The organism is Shewanella piezotolerans WP3 (assembly GCF_000014885.1).
In the GTDB taxonomy this organism is placed as follows: domain Bacteria; phylum Pseudomonadota; class Gammaproteobacteria; order Enterobacterales; family Shewanellaceae; genus Shewanella; species Shewanella piezotolerans.
In genome coordinates this window covers 3346967-3368034 of sequence record NC_011566.1, presented here as the reverse complement: position 1 = coordinate 3368034, position 21068 = coordinate 3346967, and the positions used below count along the sequence as shown (strand labels likewise).

General features: G+C 43.9%; 20 protein-coding genes. 18 read left to right on the top strand and 2 right to left on the bottom strand.

The features are described 5' to 3' along the window. The first annotated feature begins 683 nt into the window (after positions 1 to 683). The 6 genes from SWP_RS14365 to SWP_RS14340 are packed head-to-tail and all read left to right on the top strand — an operon-like array spanning position 684 to position 5635. Positions 684 to 1466 carry a DUF3450 domain-containing protein gene (locus tag SWP_RS14365; RefSeq protein WP_044555953.1) on the top strand — a complete coding sequence of 261 codons (783 nt, stop codon included), beginning with the start codon at positions 684 to 686 and terminating at the stop codon, positions 1464 to 1466. Further along, positions 1466 to 2821 carry a MotA/TolQ/ExbB proton channel family protein gene (locus tag SWP_RS14360; protein ID WP_020913266.1) on the top strand — a complete coding sequence of 452 codons (1356 nt, stop codon included), beginning with the start codon at positions 1466 to 1468 and terminating at the stop codon, positions 2819 to 2821. Before SWP_RS14365 ends, SWP_RS14360 begins: the two co-directional genes overlap by 1 nt. Next, the gene (locus tag SWP_RS14355; RefSeq protein ID WP_044555952.1) at positions 2821 to 3345 is read left to right on the top strand and encodes a MotA/TolQ/ExbB proton channel family protein; all 525 of its coding nucleotides are present in this window, start codon (positions 2821 to 2823) and stop codon (positions 3343 to 3345) included. Before SWP_RS14360 ends, SWP_RS14355 begins: the two co-directional genes overlap by 1 nt. 13 nt (positions 3346 to 3358) lie before the next feature. Further along, positions 3359 to 3763, top strand: coding sequence for an ExbD/TolR family protein (locus tag SWP_RS14350; RefSeq protein WP_020913264.1), 405 nt, complete (start codon positions 3359 to 3361; stop codon positions 3761 to 3763). 1 nt (position 3764) lies between these two features. Beyond that, positions 3765 to 4385, top strand: a complete 621-nt coding sequence (locus SWP_RS14345; protein WP_020913263.1) for an energy transducer TonB — start codon at positions 3765 to 3767, stop codon at positions 4383 to 4385. 2 nt (positions 4386 to 4387) lie between these two features. Next, the gene (locus SWP_RS14340) at positions 4388 to 5635 is read left to right on the top strand and encodes a tetratricopeptide repeat protein (protein ID WP_020913262.1); all 1248 of its coding nucleotides are present in this window, start codon (positions 4388 to 4390) and stop codon (positions 5633 to 5635) included. Between the two features lie 109 nt (positions 5636 to 5744). On the opposite strand, the gene SWP_RS14335 is transcribed toward SWP_RS14340, so the two are convergent. Beyond that, positions 5745 to 6251 (bottom strand): diguanylate cyclase domain-containing protein, encoded by a 507-nt coding sequence (locus SWP_RS14335; RefSeq protein WP_020913261.1) that lies wholly within the window; start codon positions 6249 to 6251, stop codon positions 5745 to 5747. A 75-nt stretch (positions 6252 to 6326) separates the two neighbouring features. Here SWP_RS14335 and SWP_RS14330 point away from each other — a divergent pair, with 75 nt between their 5' ends. The 6 genes from SWP_RS14330 (at position 6327) to SWP_RS14305 (ending at position 11922) form a co-directional block, all read left to right on the top strand. Beyond that, on the top strand, positions 6327 to 8150 hold the full coding sequence (locus tag SWP_RS14330; RefSeq protein ID WP_020913260.1) for a DUF885 domain-containing protein: 1824 nt from the start codon (positions 6327 to 6329) through the stop codon (positions 8148 to 8150). Positions 8151 to 8262: 112 nt separating this feature from the next. Continuing rightward, a complete protein-coding gene (locus SWP_RS14325; RefSeq protein WP_020913259.1) occupies positions 8263 to 8541 on the top strand; it encodes a peptidylprolyl isomerase in 279 nt (92 codons plus the stop codon). A 39-nt stretch (positions 8542 to 8580) separates the two neighbouring features. Then, positions 8581 to 9114: a GNAT family N-acetyltransferase gene (locus SWP_RS14320; RefSeq protein WP_020913258.1), complete on the top strand. Its 534-nt coding sequence runs from the start codon at positions 8581 to 8583 to the stop codon at positions 9112 to 9114. A gap of 77 nt (positions 9115 to 9191) precedes the next feature. Then, the gene (locus SWP_RS14315; RefSeq protein ID WP_020913257.1) at positions 9192 to 9425 is read left to right on the top strand and encodes an RNA-binding S4 domain-containing protein; all 234 of its coding nucleotides are present in this window, start codon (positions 9192 to 9194) and stop codon (positions 9423 to 9425) included. An 18-nt stretch (positions 9426 to 9443) separates the two neighbouring features. Then, positions 9444 to 9830 (top strand): ribonuclease E inhibitor RraB, encoded by a 387-nt coding sequence (locus SWP_RS14310; RefSeq protein WP_020913256.1) that lies wholly within the window; start codon positions 9444 to 9446, stop codon positions 9828 to 9830. A gap of 121 nt (positions 9831 to 9951) precedes the next feature. Next, positions 9952 to 11922 carry an NERD domain-containing protein kinase family protein gene (locus SWP_RS14305; RefSeq protein WP_020913255.1) on the top strand — a complete coding sequence of 657 codons (1971 nt, stop codon included), beginning with the start codon at positions 9952 to 9954 and terminating at the stop codon, positions 11920 to 11922. Positions 11923 to 12008: 86 nt separating this feature from the next. Here the strand turns inward: SWP_RS14305 and gcvA are convergent, their stop codons facing one another. Further along, entirely contained in the window at positions 12009 to 12899 is an 891-nt protein-coding gene (gene gcvA, locus SWP_RS14300) for a transcriptional regulator GcvA (protein ID WP_020913254.1), read from the bottom strand. Positions 12900 to 13025: 126 nt separating this feature from the next. Between gcvA and SWP_RS14295 the strand changes: the two genes are divergently transcribed. The 6 genes from SWP_RS14295 to SWP_RS14270 all read left to right on the top strand — a co-directional run bounded on the left by SWP_RS14295 (position 13026) and on the right by SWP_RS14270 (position 21064). Continuing rightward, positions 13026 to 13799 (top strand): TSUP family transporter, encoded by a 774-nt coding sequence (locus tag SWP_RS14295; RefSeq protein ID WP_020913253.1) that lies wholly within the window; start codon positions 13026 to 13028, stop codon positions 13797 to 13799. Between the two features lie 134 nt (positions 13800 to 13933). Continuing rightward, positions 13934 to 14320: a BlaI/MecI/CopY family transcriptional regulator gene (locus SWP_RS14290; protein WP_020913252.1), complete on the top strand. Its 387-nt coding sequence runs from the start codon at positions 13934 to 13936 to the stop codon at positions 14318 to 14320. After that, positions 14320 to 15282 carry a M56 family metallopeptidase gene (locus SWP_RS14285; RefSeq protein WP_020913251.1) on the top strand — a complete coding sequence of 321 codons (963 nt, stop codon included), beginning with the start codon at positions 14320 to 14322 and terminating at the stop codon, positions 15280 to 15282. Before SWP_RS14290 ends, SWP_RS14285 begins: the two co-directional genes overlap by 1 nt. Before the next feature lie 95 nt (positions 15283 to 15377). Beyond that, positions 15378 to 16655 carry a TolC family protein gene (locus SWP_RS14280; RefSeq protein ID WP_020913250.1) on the top strand — a complete coding sequence of 426 codons (1278 nt, stop codon included), beginning with the start codon at positions 15378 to 15380 and terminating at the stop codon, positions 16653 to 16655. Between the two features lie 11 nt (positions 16656 to 16666). Beyond that, positions 16667 to 17902: an efflux RND transporter periplasmic adaptor subunit gene (locus SWP_RS14275; protein WP_020913249.1), complete on the top strand. Its 1236-nt coding sequence runs from the start codon at positions 16667 to 16669 to the stop codon at positions 17900 to 17902. 9 nt (positions 17903 to 17911) lie between these two features. Further along, entirely contained in the window at positions 17912 to 21064 is a 3153-nt protein-coding gene (locus SWP_RS14270) for an efflux RND transporter permease subunit (protein ID WP_020913248.1), read from the top strand. Positions 21065 to 21068 lie beyond the last annotated feature (4 nt).

Genomic DNA, 21068 nt, shown 5'->3' with positions numbered 1-21068 from the left:
GCGGCAGACTAAGCTGCATTTGTACAAAGTGATATTTGGCGATTATCCAATCCTAATCTAGAAAAGTTAGAACGCCTGTTGAAGAGTCTTTTTAGGGCTTAAGTGGTAAGACCACGTCGTAGCACGAAAACAAATTTTAATCCAACTCGTTCAGAGACCTCCAAGCCTCTATTAAACACCTTTAACTCCTAGTCATACGAGACATTCAATTACCCAAATCAGCCTAAATGTTACTTTTTAGGCTGATTTGGGACAGGTTCACGTTTTATCTATGGCTCTCTGTGTAAAATATTGTTGCAAGTTTGTTAATTTAGTGGGTTTTCGTCCTCAAATCTATTTCTTTATATAACAACCCATTATGAAGCCATTTCTTTATTTTGTTACCGTAAAATTAGAATGTCGATTACATAAGATTTCAAAAAAAGTCCCTTTTGACTATTTTACATCCTTTAAGGTTCTTTTTAGACAGTTTTAGCCAGTTCCAAATGTTGACACAGGTCAACATTTTGTGAAATGATGCCAGCGGGTCTACACCCTCGAAGGTGTAGAAAAGGGAAGATAATAATTAACAATCACAATAGAAAGACGAGCTTAGGCACTGGGAACTAAAGCTAAAATAAGCGTACGCACCCTGTTGTCGATAAGTTAAAGCTTTTTTAATCACTTCAAATTGGTTGGGAACTATGTCCAAGGTAAGCAATAAAACAAAAATCGCTACAGCGCTAATAGGCGCACTAGCCCTAGCAGGCAGTAACTTAGTGATTGCCGATCCTCTTTCTGATGTTCAGAAAGCAGACAGTAAAATTCACGCTGAAGCGGCAACGTCTCAGAAGAAAGTTGATAAGTATTTTGACCAAGCTCAGGACATGTTGTTCGAGTACGGTTCAGTTGCTGACGAGCGTGAGTCACTAAAATCTTATAACGATTATGTAGCAGGCTTGGTTGCAGACCAAGAAGCTACCATGAAATCTATTCAAGATGACATCAACGGTGTTGATGCATTACGTCAAGGCGTTGTGCCATTGATGTTTAAGATGGTTGATGCATTAGAGCAGTTTGTCGCTCTTGATCTGCCATTTAACACTGAAACACGTGTAGAGCGTGTTCAAAATCTTAAGAACCTTCTTAATAGCGCTGAAGTAACACTTGCTGAAAAGTATCGTCTAATTCTAGATGCATACTCCATTGAGCGTGAGTACGGCAGTTTCGTAGCAGTTAAAACTGGTCAGTTAGAGCTTGACGGTAAAGAAGTGCTTGTTGACTTCTTCAACCTAGGTCGTGTTGCTCTATATGCACAAAGCTTAGACGGAAAGGCTGCTTGGATGTATAACGATGAAACAAAAGGTTGGGACGCATTAGATGATAGCTATCTACGTGAACTAACTAAAGGTATCCGTATTGCACGTAAACAGGGTGCTCCGGATCTATTCTCGTTACCAATTCCTGCTGCGGAGGCTGCACAATAATGAAGAAGTTAATTACTACAGCAATCGTTGCTGCGAGCCTGACGTTAACTGCAGGTTTTGCTAGCGCTGCTGATGCACCAAAAACAATCGATCAACTACTTAATCAAGTTAAAGTTGACCGTGCGAATGCATCTAAGACTAACGCAAAGCGTGAACAAGAGTTCAAAAACGAGCGTGGCGATAAAGCTGCACTGTTAAAGCGTGAGAAAAATGCTTTAGCTGCAGAGCGTCAACGCGGTAAAGACTTAAATCAAGCTTTCTTGGACAATGAGCGTAAAATTGGCCAGTTAGAAGAAGACTTGAAAACTGCTCAAGGTGACTTGGGTGAGATGTTTGGTGTTGTTAAAGGTGATGCTGGTGATTTCGCTGGTAAGCTAGGCGGCTCAAACATCTCTGCACAGTATCCTGGTCGTGACGTATTTATTGCTGACCTTGGTGCTCGTAAGCAACTACCTAAAATTGACGAACTAGAGCGTTTCTGGGAAGAGCAGCTGTTTGAAATGGCTGAGTCTGGAAAAGTTGTAAAGTTTGACGGTTCAGTTACAGGCATCGACGGTAGCGTGACTAATACTACGATTACTCGTGTTGGTCCTTTCAACCTACTAGCTGATGGTAAGTACGTTGTTTATAACGCTGATCTAGGCCTAGTTCAGGAGCTATCACAGCAGCCTGACGGTTACCAAGTAAGCCCAGTAGCTAAGTTCGAAGGAACTACTTCAGGCACTGCTAAGCTATATATTGACCCTGTTAAAGGTGTTCTACTAAATATCTTTACGCAGAAAGCTACAATTGAAGAGCGTATCGAAGCGGGTGGAACAATCGGTTACATCATTATCGGTCTACTTATCCTTGGTGCTCTAATCTCTATCGAGCGTTTAATTACTCTTGGTGTTGTTGGTGCTAAAGTGAATGCACAACGTAAAAATGTTGACAACCCAGGTAACAATGCATTAGGTCGTGTACTTAAAGCTTACCAAGACAACAAAGATGTTGATGTTGAAACGCTAGAGCTGAAACTTGATGAAGCAATTCTAAAAGAAACGCCAGCGCTTGAAACTCGTATCTCTATTATTAAGGTCCTAGCGGCTATCGCTCCTATGATGGGTCTACTTGGTACCGTAACAGGTATGATTGCAACCTTCCAAAGCATTCAGTTGTTCGGTACGGGCGATCCTAAGCTAATGGCTGGTGGTATCTCTATGGCGCTTATGACTACTGTACAGGGTCTAGTTGCTGCACTGCCGCTAATGCTTATGCACGCAGTTGTAATTGCACGTAGCAAGTCAATCGTACAAGTTCTAGAAGAGCAAAGTGCGGGTATTGTTGCTTCACACGCTGAGAAGAGGAAAGCCTAATGTTATTCCTGATGGATATCTGGGATTCCGTCAGGGGCTTCATGGCCTCCGGGGGCGACGTCCTCTGGCTGGTTGCGGCTGTATTGTTTGTCATGTGGGTATTGATGCTTGAACGCTACTGGTATCTAAATTGGATATCACCAAAAGAGCACAAAGCAATCATTAGCGCATGGGAAGCACGAGAGGATTCAACCTCTTGGTATGCTCACCGCATCCGTGAAGCTTGGGTATCCCAAGCGAAGCAAGATTTAACCGCACGTATGCTGTTAATCAAAACGCTAGTAGCGATCTGTCCTATGATAGGTCTACTAGGTACCGTAACCGGTATGATTTCAGTATTCGATGTGATGGCAGTTCATGGGACGAGTAATGCTCGTATGATGGCAGCTGGTATTTCAATGGCAACCATGCCGACAATGGCGGGAATGGTTGCAGCATTATCGGGAGTATTCTTTAGTACTCGCCTTGATGCAAAAATGAAAATCAGTTTAGCAAAGCTAAAAGACAGCATGCCTCACCACTAGAGAGAGATTGAACATGGCACGTAGAAAGCATTCAAGCGTAGACGAAGAAGCTGAGATTGATATGACACCGATGCTCGACATCGTGTTTATCATGCTGATCTTCTTTATTGTAACAACCTCGTTTGTAAAGCCATCAGGCCTTGACTATAACAAGCCTGAAGCGTCACAAGCGACTAAGAAGCCTTCTGCTAACATCTTTATTGGTGTGAGCAAGACAGGTGTCATCATGATGGAAAACCGTCAAGTTGATATCGAGCGTGTAACTGCAAACGTAGAACGTATGCTTGCAGAAGCACCTGAGGCTGCAGTATTAATTCAAGCAGACCAAGAAGCTAAACATGGTTTAGTGGTTAAGGTTCTGGATAACGTTAAAGCTGCGGGTATCGATAAGATATCTGTATCGGCGGGGAACGAATAATATGCTGAGAGGAATAGTATCATTCATTATTGGTGGTGCTGTGACTTTTGCTTTGTTTGTCTTCATGGCATTTTTGGTAGGTGGCGGTCCAACCCGCCACGATTCCTCGACAGAAACACCTGTCATTGAAATCACCATGAACAAAGATGATGCATCAGCGCAGAAAAAGCCAAGGGTTAAGCCTAAACCGCCTACGCCCCCAGAGCAGCCGCCAAAGCCGGATACTACGCCACCAGATAGTTCATCTGACATAGATACAAATATGTCATTTAACATGGGTGGAGTAGATGCTGGTGGTGCTAATACTGGATTTAAACTGGGTAACATGATGACACGTGATGGCGATGCTACGCCTATCGTACGAATCGAACCTCAGTATCCAATTGCAGCAGCCCGTGATGGTAAAGAAGGCTGGGTACAGCTAAGCTTTACTATTAACGAACTTGGTGGTGTTGAAGACGTAAAAGTCATTAAAGCTCAACCTAAGCGTATCTTTGATAAAGAAGCTCGTAGAGCACTTAAAAAGTGGAAATACAAGCCTAGAATTATTGATGGTAAAGCGCAAAGGGTACCAGGTCAGACTGTTCAACTCGATTTCACTTTAGATAAAGGAGGAAGATAGTTATGCGTAAAGTTACTACTATCGCAGCCGCCTTATTGCTTACTCTAGGCGGAAGCCTTGCTGTCGTGCCTGCTGTATCAGCAGCAGAGAAATGCCCGATAGATAAGCGTAAATCTAAAGCTGTAGGTCAAAGTGTTGCTAAAAAAGTTCAGAAATCTTTTGATGCCTATACCGAAGGCAATCTTGACGAAGCACTTGCTATATTACTGGAAGCAAACGCTAAAAGTGATTTTGATAAAGCATATGTCGCGAGAATGTTAGGTAATTTTTACGCTGAAAAAGGTCAGATGAAAACCGCTGTTAAGTATCTAAAAACAGCTGTTGATGCCAATATTTTAGGCGGTGTTGACCATGCAGGAACTCAAAGGCTTTATGCTGATCTCTTGATTCAAGAGAAGAAGTTTAAGGAATCAATTCCAGCTTATTACAACTGGATGGAGTTTACTTGTAAGGAAGACGCACAAGTCTATCGTCGTATCGGTATTGCTCATTCTGAACAAAAGCAGTGGGATGAAGTACTTAAAGTTGCAGATAAAGGTCTAGCTATTACTGAAAAACCTGATAAAGGTTTATATCAGATGAAGCTGACTGCTTATTTCAACAAGAAGAACTATAAGCAAGCTGTTAAAGTTCTAGAGACCATGGTGCCGTTGTTTCAAGACGATAAGCGCCTATGGGTTCAGCTCGCTCAGTTCTATCTTATGACTGAAGACTTCACTAAGTCGTTAGCGACTTATGACTTAGCTTACAAGAATGGGTTTTTGGAAACTGCGGGGAACATTCAACGTTTAACCCAGTTGTTAGCACAGAATGGTTCGCCATACCGTGCTGCTCAAATCTACGCTAAGCATATGAAGTCAGGTTTAGTTAAAGAAGATGAGAAAACGCTGACTATCTTGGCTGGTTTTTACCATAACGCGAAGGAGCTGAAAGAGGCTGCTGCGACTTACGGTAAAGCTGCTGCTATAGATAATGATGGTAAGCTTTACCTTCGCCAAGGACGTATTTTGTCTTTGGATGGAAAAAGCAAACCTGCAATTACAGCACTTAAGAAAGCACTTGATGCTGGCGTTAAGAGCCCAGGTGAAGTTCAGTTTGAACTTGCACTCGCTTACCTTAACTTAAAGCAGTATAAGAGCGCATACAAGTATGCCAAGCTTGCGGCAAACGACAAGAAAACAGGTCGTGCAGCTAAAAGCTATATCTCTTACATTAAAGAAAAAGCACGTGTTCATAACGTAACGCTTTAGCTTTAACGAGTGAAAAAAAGCCTCTTTATAGAGGCTTTTTTTATTTCTGCAATAAATGAACCAGAAGAAAATACAGCTTATATGCACATGTCGAAGCGCAGCGCAGGACTCAAAGTTTAATGAGTTGACCTGCTCTAGAGTGATTATCACGCATGCTGAGGCTTTGCTGTTCGACTGTTTCAAAGAGTGTTTCTGGGTATTTATTGGCTGAAGGCAGACAGATACAACCATTTAGCTCATAGGATATTTCCGTATGCGCTTGGCTTTGATAGGTTTTATTGAAGTCGGCTATGTTATGTTCTACACGCTCAATAACTACCTTGGCACCATTAATATCTGTTTCGAAAATAGCTAGCGCAAATGATTGATTATTTATCCTAGCGAGCAGATCTGTGGTGCGCATTAACGCCTGTTGAACTTGCTTCATGAATAATTCTAACAATTGAGGTTGGGAAATAGTTTCATGAATGTGCGGGCATAGATACAATAAGGCCAGACTTTGGTGGTCGCGTATATGGCGATGCCATTCACGATTAAATACTTCCATGAAATAGGTTTGGTTATATACGCCAGTTTCAGGATCTCTAAAACCAGAATTACTAAAAGAGTAAATCATGAGTCACTCCTATACGACTTATGGTTAAGTATAGAAAAGATCGCTCACTTACATTGAATAAAAGGAAGATTTGGAATGAAAAAGGCGATAGTCGCATTGTCCATCAGCATGGCACTTGCTATGACAGGTTGTGGTGATAAATCAAACAGTCAATTAAATGAAGTAGATACAGTAAAAACTCCTGCTGCCAGCCAAGAGCAGACCGTGGAGCAAGAGTATCTATTATTAGTCGATAAATTTTTCAAAGACCAACTAGAACTTGAGCCAATCTATGCAACTTTTGTTGGCGTTAATGATTTCAATGACCAATTCGGTGATGGCTTGTCAGACGAGTACCTTACTAAGCGTCACAATTTAAATAAGCGCTACTTGGCTGAAGTTAAAAAGTTAGATCGCAGTCAGTTACCTGCAGATCTTAGATTAAGTTATGACATGTTTACTTATGATCGTAATGTCGCCCTAGCTGATGAAACTTTTCCGAACCACTTTATGCCGATGAACCAGTTTTATAGCACTGTGATTAGTATGGTTCAGTTGGGGAGCGGTGAAAGCGCACAACCATTTAAAACGGTAGAAGACTATCGTAACTGGGAGAAACGTCTCTTGGGCTTTATTGAGTGGATGAAGCAAGCACAAGTGCGTATGAATGAAGGCATTGAGAGCAAAGTTGTGTTGCCTAGAGTCCTCGTTGATAGGATTATTCCGCAGTTATCTGCACAGCTAGTGACTAACCCTGAGAAAAGCCTGTTTTACACGCCAATTACGTTAATGCCCGCGTCCTTTTCTGCCGAAGAAAAAGCGACGTTAACGGAAGAGTACACAAAGCTAATCGCTGATAAATTGCTACCTGGATTGACTGAACTTAGAGACTACTTTCAAAACACATATCTTAAATCAGCCCGAGCGAGTGATGGTTGGTGGGGGCTACCTAATGGTAAAGTTTGGTATCAACATTTAGCAAATACTCACACAACGACCACTATGCCTGTCGATGAGATCCATAAAATCGGACTGGATGAGGTCGCCCGAATACTGTCTGAAATGGACAAGGTTCGTCAGCAGGTTGGCTTTAAAGGTGATTTGACCGATTTCTTTGCATCGCTTTCTTCTGAGCCTCAATATTTCTTTGACGATCGCCAAGGCCTTGTAGATGGTTATATGGTGTTAAAAGATAAAATAAATGCTGAGTTACCTAAATACTTTAATGTTATGCCTAAAGCTGATTATGTTGTAAAGCCTGTAGAGAGTTTCAGAGAACAATCAGCAGCTGGTGCATCATATGAGTCACCTGCTGTTGATGGTTCACGTCCTGGCGTCTTCTATATCAATACCTATAATCTAAAAGCGCAGCCAAAGTGGGGGATGACGACTTTGTCATTGCACGAAGCTGCTCCCGGGCATCATTTCCAAATTGCGATTAAGCAAGAGCTAACCGGTGTTCCTGAATTTCAACGTTTTGGTAACTACACCGCCTTTGAAGAGGGGTGGGCTTTGTATGCTGAATACTTAGGTATTGAAATGGGACTTTTTGAAGATCCATATCAGTACTTTGGGAAGTTATCGGATGAGATGCTACGTGCAATGCGTCTGGTTGTAGACACAGGGTTACACGCAAAGGGCTGGACTCGTGAACAAGCGATTCAGTACATGATGGATAACTCTCCTATGGCTGAGTCGGACATCATTGCTGAAGTAGAACGTTACATGGCTATTCCTGGTCAAGCTTTATCCTATAAGGTTGGTCAGTTAAAGATCCTTTCTCTTCGAGCGCAAGCGGAACAAGCCTTAGGTGATAAATTTGATCTGAAGGCATTTCATGATCAAATACTCACTTCTGGTTCACTGCCAATGGAAGTGATGGAACTAAAAGTGAACGAATGGATTGCTAGTCAAAAGTAGCCGTCGATTGTTTGACAGCCCGGCTGGGCTATACCGTTAATATATGGTATATACTGGCTGGGTTTTATTTTGTCTAATTGGCAATAAATTTTTATTTTAGAGGAGTTATTTCATGGTACAAGCAACTGCAAGACACTTACTCGTAGAAACAGAAGAAAAATGTGAAGAGCTAAAACAACAGATCATAGCTGGTGCTGATTTTGCTGATGTAGCAAAAGCTAATTCTTCTTGCCCATCTTCAGCTCAAGGCGGCGATCTAGGTTCATTTGGCCCAGGTATGATGGTAAAAGAATTCGACGAAGTTGTGTTTAGCGCGCCTTTAAATGAAGTTCAAGGTCCTGTTAAGACTCAGTTTGGATATCACTTATTAGAAGTAACAAGCAGAGGCTAATTAGCCGTTTGTTTGTTTTTGATTTAAGTAGGACGAATTATGCTCGAACTGTATACCGATAGACTTAGGTTAAGGACTGTTGTTGCCAGCGACTGGGACAATTTTCTCTATACGCACTCAAGCGAAGAGTTGAATAAGTATGTGCGTAAACCTCAACCTGAATCGGAAATACGACAAAAGTTCGAGCGTATTATCAAACCGAATCAATTAGCTGAAGACGATACATTATTGCTGCTGATAGAAGACGTTCATCAACACTTATTTGTAGGCTTTATTAGTCTACATAATATCAGTGAAGCATTGGGCCAATTAGAGGTTGGTTATATGTTGCATACCAGAGCTCATGGTCAAGGTTATGCTAGTGAAGCACTTAACGCCTTAGTTGATTGGGTGTGTCTAGCGCACAAGCCACATAAACTGATTGCTCATTGTGCTTATGATAATGTGGCCTCGACTAAGGTGCTTGATAAGTGTGGCTTCATCCAAGAAGGTCTCTTGAGAGAGAACTGGAAAGTTGGTGATACCTGGTTGGACGAGCGGTTGTACGGCTTGCTGGTCTCAGAAAGAGTGTGATCTAACAAAAAGCGTTCAGGTCGTTTCTCAATAGAGTGTTATAATGCGGTCAGTTTAGCATTTAAAGGCGAATTACTGTGAGTTCAGATACTCCAACGCTGGCATTGAAGTCAGGCGAAGAATACATAGAGTTATACAAGGTACTTAAAGTACAAGGGATGATAGGTGGTGGCGGAGAAGCCAAGCACGTTATCTCTGAAGGAATGGTTACGGTAAACGGTGAAGTTGAAACCCGTAAACGTAAAAAAGTGATTGCTGGTGAAGTGATAAGCTTTAACGGTGAATCTGTGCAGATTATTGCAGCGTCTTAATAGCGAATAGAGGGTAATATGCAATTTCCAGATGATGATAACGGCAAAATGCTTGAAGCGATGGCCAATGCAGGTATCGATCTATCCGTTGCACTTGATGTTGATTTTTTCTTGGTATTTGAAGATCAACGCGATGCCGAGTCTGCGATTGAAGAGTTAGGTAAATCAGACTTAGAAGGCGAGATCGAACTTCTATTGAATGATGACTCTGGTAAGTGGGAATTGATCGTATGTCTGAATATGATCCCTGCCTACGATACGATTGTAGAGCAAGAGCTTAGCCTACATGAGTTTGCACAAGAGTTTGGTGGTGTGACTGATGGCTGGGGTGTGATGCAGCATCAAGAGGGCGACGATGAGTTCGCCGAAGATGACCATGAATGCAGCGATGACTGTAAACATTAAATTGCGTATAAATTAAGCGCAAGATATTAGTTTTAAAAAGGGCCACTTAAATAAGTGGCTTTTTTGTGTCCAGACGTTGAGAATGTTGAAGATAATATAATTGCCACTGAAGGAGATAAGAATGGCAAGAATGATTAGCTTTGGAACACCGGTAAATGATGCCGAACGTTGGGCATTCTCCCTGTTGGCCGATGAACTTCCAGAAGACTATATTTTATTGACCAATGTTGAGATCCCGACTAAATCGGGCCAAGCAATGGAAGTTGATGCACTCGTAATTGGTGAGTGGGGCGTTTATGTGGTCGATGTTAAAGGTTATATAGGCCGATTAGATGCAGGGTTGCATGCATGGTCCCTTGATGGACGAGAGGTTGATAACAGTTTAGCTAAAGCTAACTATGTTGCGCGTGTGTTGGCAGGTAACGTCAAACATAAGATCCCTGTCGGCGTTTATGCGCCTTGGTGTCAAGGTATGGTGTTTATTACGGGTCGCAAGGGTGAAGAGATTGAGCTTGAAAAACACCAAGGTTCATTAAGTATCTACACGCCTAAGCAGATAGTTGCCGCGCTTACCAAAGAGTGGGGGCTGACCGCACCAAGAAAGCACCAAGTTACTGATACCCAAAAGGAACTGGTACTGGAAACTATCGGGCAAGTGGCGATAGTTGAGCAACGAAATAATAAAATTCAAGATTTTACCAAACTAAAATGCCTGTTTATTCAAAGTGGGTTAGAAGTTTGGCAAGCAGAGTATAATCCAGGAGAGTGGACGGCTCCTTGGCTGTTAAAAGTGCTGATCCCAACTCAATTTGAAGACAGTGACGAGTCACAAAAACACGAAGCGCAATTAAGAACTGAGTTTCAACGTTTACAGTCATTGTCTGGTTGTAGTGGTGTGCCATACTGTGCGCCTTTGATCCAAGATGGTGAGCAGTTAGTACTTCCTATCCGTATGCCACGTGGTGTACCGCTTAATGTGCTCGAGTCAGCACAAATGACCACTTATCAATTACTCGAAATACTGCGTCGAAGCGTATCTGGCTTGCAGCAAATCCATCGTAGAGGTTATACGGTTGGGGGCTGGACGAGCAATTGTGTCTTTGTCTCTGATATGGGAGATGTTGAATTTATCGATATCAAAGATACATTAAGCGTTAGTCATGATATTAAAGCCTATGCGCAAGGATTTTTAGCCATTGCAGAACAAACTAAGCAACCTCGAGTGTATCAATGGTATCGGGCAGCCATCGCAGGCGAAACCACAGATTTAGACGCACTTAGGTGCGATCTTTCTGCGTTGATTGATCTGGGGGTTTGCGACACAGTACCTGAAAAAATAGCAGTGACAAAAGGTGCGGTTATTGATCATCACTTTGTGTTAGAACAATTTATTGCAGCCACCCAAACTAGCCAGTTTTGGCGTGCAAAGCATCTGCAAGGTCAGTATCAGTGCGGCGTATCAATATACAGTAGTGTTGAAGCAACCTGGCCGATGTTAAGTAATATCTATCGAAGCCTAGCTAAGGTATATCATCCTCATATTGAAAGAGTACTCGGTTTCGGCCAATTGCCACAAAGTGAAGAGTTATTTATTGCTAGAGCTTGGGAATATGGGGTGTCTATTGATGAGCTCAACGATATAAAGCTAGGTCAGCCAATAAGGTGGTTTACGCAGCTAATCACAGGTTTGCAGTATATGCATCAAATGGACATCTATCATGGTGCAATTTGTCCTAAGAACATCATCTGTAACCCCAATAAAGCCATTTTGGTTAACTTTGGTATTGGTCTTGATATCGCTGCGAGCCATTATGCGAGTCAGTATGCAGACCCAACGCTGTGGGAGGTTGAAGGGCAAGCAGAGAAGGATCTTTATGGCCTAGTTGCAAGCTTTATCGATGCATTGACTCCAGGTAGTTTAAAAGGCGATCTTGGTCAGACGGGAATTATTCAAGCACTTGATGCATTTGATAGAGAATGGTTCGGTGAAGCGCTCTATGATGTGTGCCAAAAAGTGGTACGTTTTGAGATCAGTATTCAACCTGGTATGAGCTATCTAGAGCTGTTTGATCTTCTAGAAGAGGATCTCTAGCCTCTACCCGTCTAGTATGTTTACTAAATCCAAATATCGTGGTTTATCAATTATCAAATTGTAGGTCTTTTACTGGTTATAAAGGCCTACTTTTTCCGATAGGGGCTAAATAACTCTAATAACCAATCTATAAAAGATTGCACTTTTAACGAACGATTTCTCGAATTTGGCGTTAAAAGGTAATAGCTGTAAGGGCTGGTATATTTTGCTTCAAAGGGAATAACCAGCTTGCCGCTTTTTAGTTCATTTTCAATAAAAAATCGTGGAATAAGAGCGACTCCCATCCCACTCGCAGCGGCTTGGCTCAACATATAGAAGTGCTCTACACCAAACTTATTTTCGGTCGTCAATTTTATGCCCACATCATCAGCCCAGACTTGCCAAAGGTCTGGGCGAGTCGTATGTTTCAGTAGCGTCATTTGGTTGATTGACTCTAGAGAGGTAAGCCTTGTGCTTATTTCTGGTGAGCATACGAGGCATAGATCCTCATCCATTAGTTTCATCACATTTGCGCCTTTAGGCGTAGATGTCGCACTTCGAATAGCGATATCGTATTTGGCATTGGTGAAGTCAACCTCGAAGTCACCAATTGAGAGATCAACATATAGGTGTGGAAAGCGTGACTTAAATTCCTCCATTCTGGGAATAAGCCAGCTAATCGTTAAGCTAGGCAATACGTTAATTGCCAATGATTGAGTCTGTAACGGCTTAACGATTAAATCAGCGGTCGCACTGTTTATCGTTTGCAATGCAGATTGAACACTGGCGAAATACAGCTCTCCCTCACCAGTGAGTTTTAGGCTACGATGTTGGCGAATAAATAGTGGTGTGCCGACATACTCCTCCAATATTTTTACTTGCTTACTAACAGCACCATGGGTGACAAATAATTCCTTACTCGCAAGAGTAAAGCTCATAAGTCTGGCTGCAGATTCGAATGCACGCAGCGAATTAAGTGGTGGAAGATGGGAGTACATTTATTAAGGCCTTAAAAACTAGTGTGAGTTTATCTCACATTAATAGTACGATAACTCCTTTGTGCAAGTTGTGCAAATAGCGTTTAATACCCTCACTTTAAGCACTCATCAATTTGAGAAACATCTATGGCATTTGAAATCACCTATGAACTTATCGCACTTCTGTTTGCAGTCGCTGTATTAGCTGGCTTTATCGACGCGATCGCAGGTGGTGGTGGATTGCTCACGATACCTGCTTTGATGTGGGCTGGTTTACCGCCTACGGCAGCGCTTGCCACGAATAAGTTACAGGCCTGTGGGGGAAGTTTTTTTGCCAGTCTTTATTTCATTCGTAAGGGGATGGTGAAACTTGGTGAAATGAAACTCGCCATTGGCTGTGCGTTTCTCGGTTCAGCACTGGGTACCATAGCTGTGCAGATGGTAGATACCGCCTTCTTAGAAACCCTTTTGCCATTTTTGATCTTAGCGATCGGCGGGTACTTTCTTTTCTCGAAAAAGATAAGTGAAGAGGATAGACATAGGGTGATGACACCGACTCTCTTTGGTTTTACCGCCGCATTCGGTGTGGGCTTGTATGATGGCTTTTTTGGGCCAGGAACAGGCAGTTTCTTTGCCTTAGCCTTTGTATCTCTAGCTGGCTTTGGCCTAGCAAAAGCCACTGCCCATGCCAAGGTTTTAAATTTCTCGACCAATATCGCATCGCTGATCTTCTTTGCTATCGGCGGAAAGGTTTTTTGGTTATTAGGCGCTATCATGCTTATTGGTCAAGCCATTGGCGCGACGCTAGGCTCTAAGATGGTGGTGACTAAAGGGACGAAAATCATCAAGCCACTGGTCGTGACTATGTCAGTGGCCATGAGTCTTAAACTGCTTTCACAACAATACGGCTGGTTTGGTTAATCATAGCGACTCCATTAAGGAGCGAGATGGATAAAACCGATTGACAATGGGTTTTACTTTTCTATATATTAAACCTATCGTCGATAGGTTTTTAGCTAAAATGTTATGTCGGATAGAATTTAGGGGATGAAAATATGCAGTTAGGGGAGTTAGAAAAGCTTGTTTTACACTATTTGTGGGAAAATAAGTCAGCTGACGCAAAACAGGTGCACGCCTATTTTGAGAAGCAGCGAGGCGGTTCCTACAATACCATTCAAAGTACCTTAGACCGACTTTATAAAAAGGGTTTGCTGTCCCGATATAAAGAAGGGCATGCCTTTCAGTATCAAGCGAAAATCGAGCGACATGAGTTGATAGGGCAATTGATAAATTCAGTGGCCAGTGATTTCGTCGCAGAAGGCGAAACCAGTCTCGTCGCTGCTTTTTCTTCAATATCTAACGATCTCAATGTCAGCCAGCTCGATGCCTTAGAGCTGATGATAGAAAAGCAAAGACTTAAGCTTGAACAGGAAAGTAAATAATGATTGAAGGCACTTTAGCCTTGTGGCTAAACATTAGCGCGATTGCGGTTATTAGCTTTGTTGCTGCAAATATTATCGTGTCGATATTAGTCGCTATTTTTGATGCTAAAGTGGCCCGTTTTGAATTGAAATCTCGAAAGGTTGCCTTGTGGTTGGTGGTCTCTTTGCCTTGGGTCGCCGCGTTTGTTGTCGCTTTGTACTTTTCTCTGTCTGATCTGAGCTCTCCCTTTGTTCAACAAACGGGTGCCTATGCGCACTGGCATCATATGACTACATTTGAGCTGGCAAGTTGGCACGCTGTGACCTTGATCCTCGCTCTACTAGGGTTGAGTTTTACTGTACTGAAAAAGCTACGAGCTTTGCGTCAACATCAGCAATCAATGCAATCTTTACATGGGTTATCAACGCCGCTCAGTGATGGCGTTTATCAGCTTAAAACTCCTGAATTAAGTGCTTTTGCAAGCGGCTTTATCAAACAGCGTTGTTATATCACCTCGGGCTTGCTTGCAAATAGTAGCGAAGATGAACAGCAAGTGATCTTAATGCATGAGCGAGCGCATATGGCTAGCAGAGATCCACTCAAAAAGTGGCTGTTTAATTTATTAGCAAGTTTTTTTGTCATCCCGATAGCGCAGCGATTGAAGCTACAAATGGTGCTAGCCATGGAGCAAGCTGCAGACAATGCAGTGATAGGCAGCAAATACTCTTCAACATTTATCGCCTCAACATTGGTCAAAGTTGCCCGCTTGAATGCCGGTAGTCATAACCTGGTTGATAACGAAATGGTAAGTAGCTTTGGTGCTGAAATTCTAGAGCAGCGGGTATATTCACTGCTCGGTGAGTTAACGCTTAAACCGATAAGTAGCCCGTTAACTATCACACTAATGATTATAGTGACTGCGGTATCGGCTTATTCAATTGATGGAATTCATCATTTAATCGAGACTCTTTTTACCCACTAAATTTGGCAAAGCTTCAGGCTTTTGTTTACCCATAAAACCGATAGCCTCTCGGTTTAATACATAAATTCTCGTCTTAGGGCGTAAGGATAAGGTTAATGCATCGCTGTAAAAACATAAACTTAAAACCGATCGTCAATCGGTTTAATATTGGGATCACACTAAGCTTGCTAAGTATTAGTGCTATTTCACCTATCGCCCAGGCGCAACAGCTGGTCACGTTGAAGGATGCCATTGGGTTAACGTTTGCGCAAAATCCACAGCTTAAAACTTATATTTATCAGGCAAAAGCGGCTGAAGGTAGGATAGAGCAAGCGGGCGTATCTAGCCCTATGACTATGGGGGTTGGTATCGAGGATGCCTTTGGTGGCAGTAATCGTTCAGGGGTTTCTGCAATGCAAACCACCTTGAGTCTATCTTGGCTACTCGATGGCGATATCGTCGATGCTCGACAGAAGGTCGCTAGCGCTCAATCGACTCTAAGTACGTTTAATCGAGACCTGCAGGCCATCGAGCTTGCAGCCAATACCGCGACAATATTTGTTCGGCTCTTGTCTCAACAGGAAAAATTAAAGCTCGCCAAAATGGCCCAAGTTGAGGCTGCTGCTGCGGTTAGAAGTATCGGCGAACGGGTAAAAGCTGGCAAATCCAATGCCATCGATAAGCTACGTGCCGAAGCAGACCTATCTAAGAAGTTGCTAGTGACTGAAGATCTTACCCATGAGATCGCTGCTAGCAAGCTGGCATTAGCCGCACAGTGGAACGGTAGCTCCGATTTTATCGTCGATGGCAACCTGCTTAACATCCCCAATTCGCAAACTTTGTCTGCTGAGCGTATTGAAAATTTGCGCAGTAACCCGAAGTTGCAGCTGTTTATTGAGCAACAAAAGATAAAGCAGTCTGAAATAGCTCTCGCCCGTCAAACCCAAAATCCTGCGTGGCAGGTAACAGCTGGCATGAAGCGTGATGAACAAGTTGATGATTTCTCTTTTATCGCGGGCGTTTCAATTCCACTCGGCGGTAACGATCGTAACAAGGGGCAGATTATCGCGCTTAACGCCCAGAAAAATCAGCAACAGGCAGAGTCAGATGCATGGGTCAAAGGGGTAAGTACTAACTTGCAGCTGCTTAACAGCAAGTTAAGTCACAGCCGTCATGTCATCGAAAGTCTCAATCGTCGCACCGTGCCGCTGTTAGAAAGTGCAGCTGTAAAAGCCGAACGTGCTTATTTGCTGGGTGGATACAACTTTACCGATTGGTACGGCGTCAAGCAGGAACTGATCAGTGCCCAGTATGAGCTGATTGAAGCCTATACCGATGTCCATATCAATAACATTGAATTTGAACGCTTAACCGGTGTTTCTCTTAATAATTGAACGAGAAGATTATGAAATTAAAACCAATAGTTAAGGCCATTTTGTTGGCGCATTTAGCGGCAGGCAGTTTTGCAACACATACCGCGATAGCTCAGAGTGCAGAGCAGGTGAGTCCCCAAGTTGAAGAGAAAGGTCCCAATAACGGCCGCTTACTAAAAGAGCAAGATTTAACCGTTGAACTGGCTATTTTTGAAGATGGTATGCCACCTGAGTTCCGCGTTTTTGCAACAACCAATGGCTTGCCAATAGCGCCTGAAGATATTGATATCAACGTCAAACTCACTCGTCTGGGAGATGGTATTGATGATATTAATTTCTATGCCGAAAATGACTACCTTCGTGGTGACATGGAGATCTACGAGCCGCACTCTTTCGCTGTCACGGTAACGGCTAAATATAACGGAAAAACCTATCAGTGGGACTACGACAATTTTGAAGGACGTACTCTGATTAACTCCTTGATAGCCGACAAAATGCAGATCATCACCGAAAATGTTGAGCCTCAGCAGTTCAATGAAACGCTAGCTGTTTTTGGGACGATGACGCTAGCGCCTAACGCGGTGACCCATGTCAGCGCTCGCTTTGCCGGAGAGGTGAAGGAGCTTCATGTGAAGCTTGGACAAAAGGTCAAAAAAGGGCAGCTTTTGATGACCATAGAGAGCAATGAAAGCCTGCAGCCTTATACCCTTTACGCGCCAATAGATGGCCAAGTGACCAAGCAAAATGTCACTTTGGGCCAACAAGCGAATGCGCAAACCCTACTTACCATCAGCGATACCAGCAAGTTAGTCGCAGAGCTGAGTGTCTTTCCGCTTGATGTACAAAAAGTGCAAGTCGGCGCCAAAGTATTGCTCAATATTACTGGGCTAGACGCGCCGATAGTGACTTATATCACTGACTCACTGTTTGAATTGAATAGCGACCAAGCCAAAGTGTTTCGCGCCGAAGTCGACAACCGCCAAGGGCGGCTAAATGCTGGACAATTTTTCAAAGCAGAAATAGAGCTCGACAGTTACCAAGTGCCGATGGCGGTTAAAGCTGATGGCCTGCAGAGCTTTCGAGACTTTACCGTGGTGTACGCCAAGATTGGTGAGCAGTACGAAGTGCGGATGCTGGAGCTTGGGCGCAAAGCGGGGCCTTGGGTAGAAGTGTTAAGCGGGATCCCTTTAGGGACAGAATATGTCGCGCTTAATAGTTACCTCATTAAAGCCGATATCGAAAAATCGGGTGCGTCACACGATCACTAGGGGTCCAATATGTTGGAATCGATCTTAAAATTTTCTATAGAGCGCAGCAAACTCATCATGGTTATGGTGTTAGCCGTCGCTGCATTAGGCATTTGGAATTTCACTAAATTGCCTATTGATGCGGTGCCAGACATCACTAACGTACAAGTGGTGATTAACACTGATGCACCAGGATATACGCCACTTGAAATTGAGCAACGGGTGACCTTTCCATTGGAAACCGCCTTAGCGGGTGTGCCCAATTTGGTGAATACCCGCTCAGTTTCTCGTTATGGCCTATCGCAAGTGGTTGCCATATTCAGTGATGATACCGATGTGTATTTCGCCCGTCAGCTTATTAGTGAGCGTGTTGGCGCTGCTAAAGCAGATCTGCCATTAGGGTTAGAGCCGCAGCTGGGGCCTATCTCAAGTGGTCTTGGTGAAATTTTCATGTTTACCGTCGATGTTGAAGAGGGGGGCAGAGATGAGAACGGCAAAACGATTACCCCAACCGATCTTCGCACCGTACATGACTGGATTATTCGACCGCAATTGATGCAAGTTGAGGGGGTGGTTGAGGTTAACCCTATTGGCGGCTTCAAGCGTGAAATCTTGGTCGCTATTGAACCTGAAAAGCTACTGGCTCATGGGATCACCCAGCAAGATGTGCTCACCGCGATCGGTGAGCACAACCAAAATAAAGGTGCTGGCTTTATTGAGAAGAATGGCGCTCAGTGGCTAGTGCGTATTCCTGGGCAAGTGGCAGATCTGACAAAATTTGCCAGTATTCCACTCGAAACGGGCACTGATCAAGTGTTGACCGTGGGCGACGTGGCAACCATCCAAGAAGGTAAGGAGCTTCGCAGCGGCGCAGCCACTCAAAATGGCCGCGAAGTGGTCATGAGTACGGTGTTCATGCTAATTGGCGAAAACAGTCAGAAAGTGGCGCGCGATGTTGGTAAAAAGTTAGCTGAGATCAATAGTACTTTGCCGCAAGGGATCGTCGCCACCGCTGTATACGACCGTACTAAGCTGGTGGACAAAACCCTCAACACGGTAAAAATGAACTTGGTTGAAGGTGCCGTTCTCGTCACGGTTATTTTGTTCTTAATGTTAGGCAACATGCGCGCGGCACTGTTAACCGCAGCCGTGATCCCGTTTGCGATGTTAATGACTGTGACAGGCATGGTGCAAACCCGTGTAAGTGCAAACTTAATGAGCTTAGGTGCGCTGGATTTTGGTCTGCTCGTCGATGGCGCGATCATTATTGTCGAAAACTGTATGCGCCGTTTAAGTCACGCAGCAAAGGATAGAACGCTGCCGTTAACTGAACGGCTTAATTTGGTATTTGAAGCCACCCGCGAGGTGATTCGTCCAGCGATGTTTGGCGTATTCATCATTACCGCGGTTTATCTGCCCATCTTTGCGCTCGAAGGCGTTGAAGGCAAGATGTTCCACCCAATGGCAATTACCGTTGTTATCGCACTTCTAAGCGCAATGCTGTTGTCGGTAACATTTGTGCCTGCGGCGATTGCATTGCTATTTAAAGGTCCTGTCGTCGAGCGTGAAAACATCTTTATTAACACCAGTTTGTCGCTGTATCGCCCTGCACTGATATTTGCGCTTAAGGCGCGTTGGCTGGTGGTGATTACCGCAACCATGTTAATGGCATCGGCTGGTTTTATGGCCTCCAAAATGGGCAGTGAATTTGTGCCTAACTTGGATGAAGGCGATATTGCCATGCATGCACTACGCATACCAGGCACCTCGCTTAGTCAATCAATTGCGATGCAAAAAGCGCTTGAGGAGCGGATCCAAACCTTGCCTGAAGTCGAGCGTATTTTCGCCAAAGTGGGCACCGCTGACGTTGCCACAGATGCGGTGCCGCCAAGCGTTGCAGACAACTTTATTATCATTAAACCACGCGATGAATGGCCAAACTCGAGTAAAACCAAGATAGAACTGGTGGCTGAAATCGAAGCGTTAGTTACGCCTGTTCCGGGTAACCGCTATGAATTTTTACAGCCTATTCAAATGCGCTTTAACGAACTCTTGGCCGGCGTGCGCTCAGAGCTGGCAATTAAAGTGTTTGGTGATGATTTTGAAACCTTAGCCAGTCTAGGTGCTGAAATTGAAGCCGCCATTAGCGATGTTGACGGCGTGGCAGATATTCAAGTTGAGCAAATAAAAGGTTTACCGATTTTAACCATACAGCCAAAAGACGACAGACTGGCGGCATATTCAATAACTAAAGCAGAGCTACAGCGCCAGGTTGGCGTAGCAATAGGAGGTGAAACAGCAGGAAAATTCTATGAAGGTGATAGACGATTCGACATCGTGGTGCGCTTGCCCGAAAGTCAGCGTAGTGATGTGGACAATCTGCATCAACTGCCGATCCAAACCGCGAATAATGGCTTTGTGCCCTTGCAGGAGCTGGCAGAGATAGAACTCGTTGCTGGCGCTAACCAAGTCAATCGAGAGAACGGTAAACGCAGAGTGGTGGTGAGTGCTAACGTTCGTGGTCGCGATTTAGGTAGCTTTGTTGCAGACATCCAGTCCTCTATCGAGGCGCGGGTTGAACTGCCTGCTGGTTACTGGTTGGAGTATGGCGGGACTTACCAAAAGCTTCAATCTGCAACCGAGAGGCTCAGTATTGTCGTGCCAGTAACTCTAGTGCTGATCATTGGCCTACTACTGTTAGCGTTAGGCTCGTTGAGAGACTCAATGATTATCTTCTCCTGTGTACCTTTGGCATTAACAGGTGGGGTGTTTGCGTTAATGCTACGGGGCATACCGTTCTCAATATCGGCGGCGGTGGGCTTTATCGCACTGTCGGGGATCGCAATCCTTAATGGCTTAGTCATGGTGTCGTTCATTCGTGATCTGCGTAAAGACAATAAGTTCAGCCTTGATGGTGCCATTATTGCCGGTGCACTTACGCGTCTGCGCGCAATTATTACCACGGCATTGGTGGCTTCATTAGGTTTTGTGCCGATGGCACTAAATACCGGGATAGGTGCAGAAGTACAACGGCCACTGGCCACGGTGGTCATTGGCGGAATAATTTCGTCAACGCTGCTGACGCTATTTGTTCTCCCTGCTTTATATCGCATATTCCACGCTAAGGCGGCGAATAAAGCGGGTCCAACTCAACAATTAATAGAAGAGAAATCGAAATGCTAGGTAG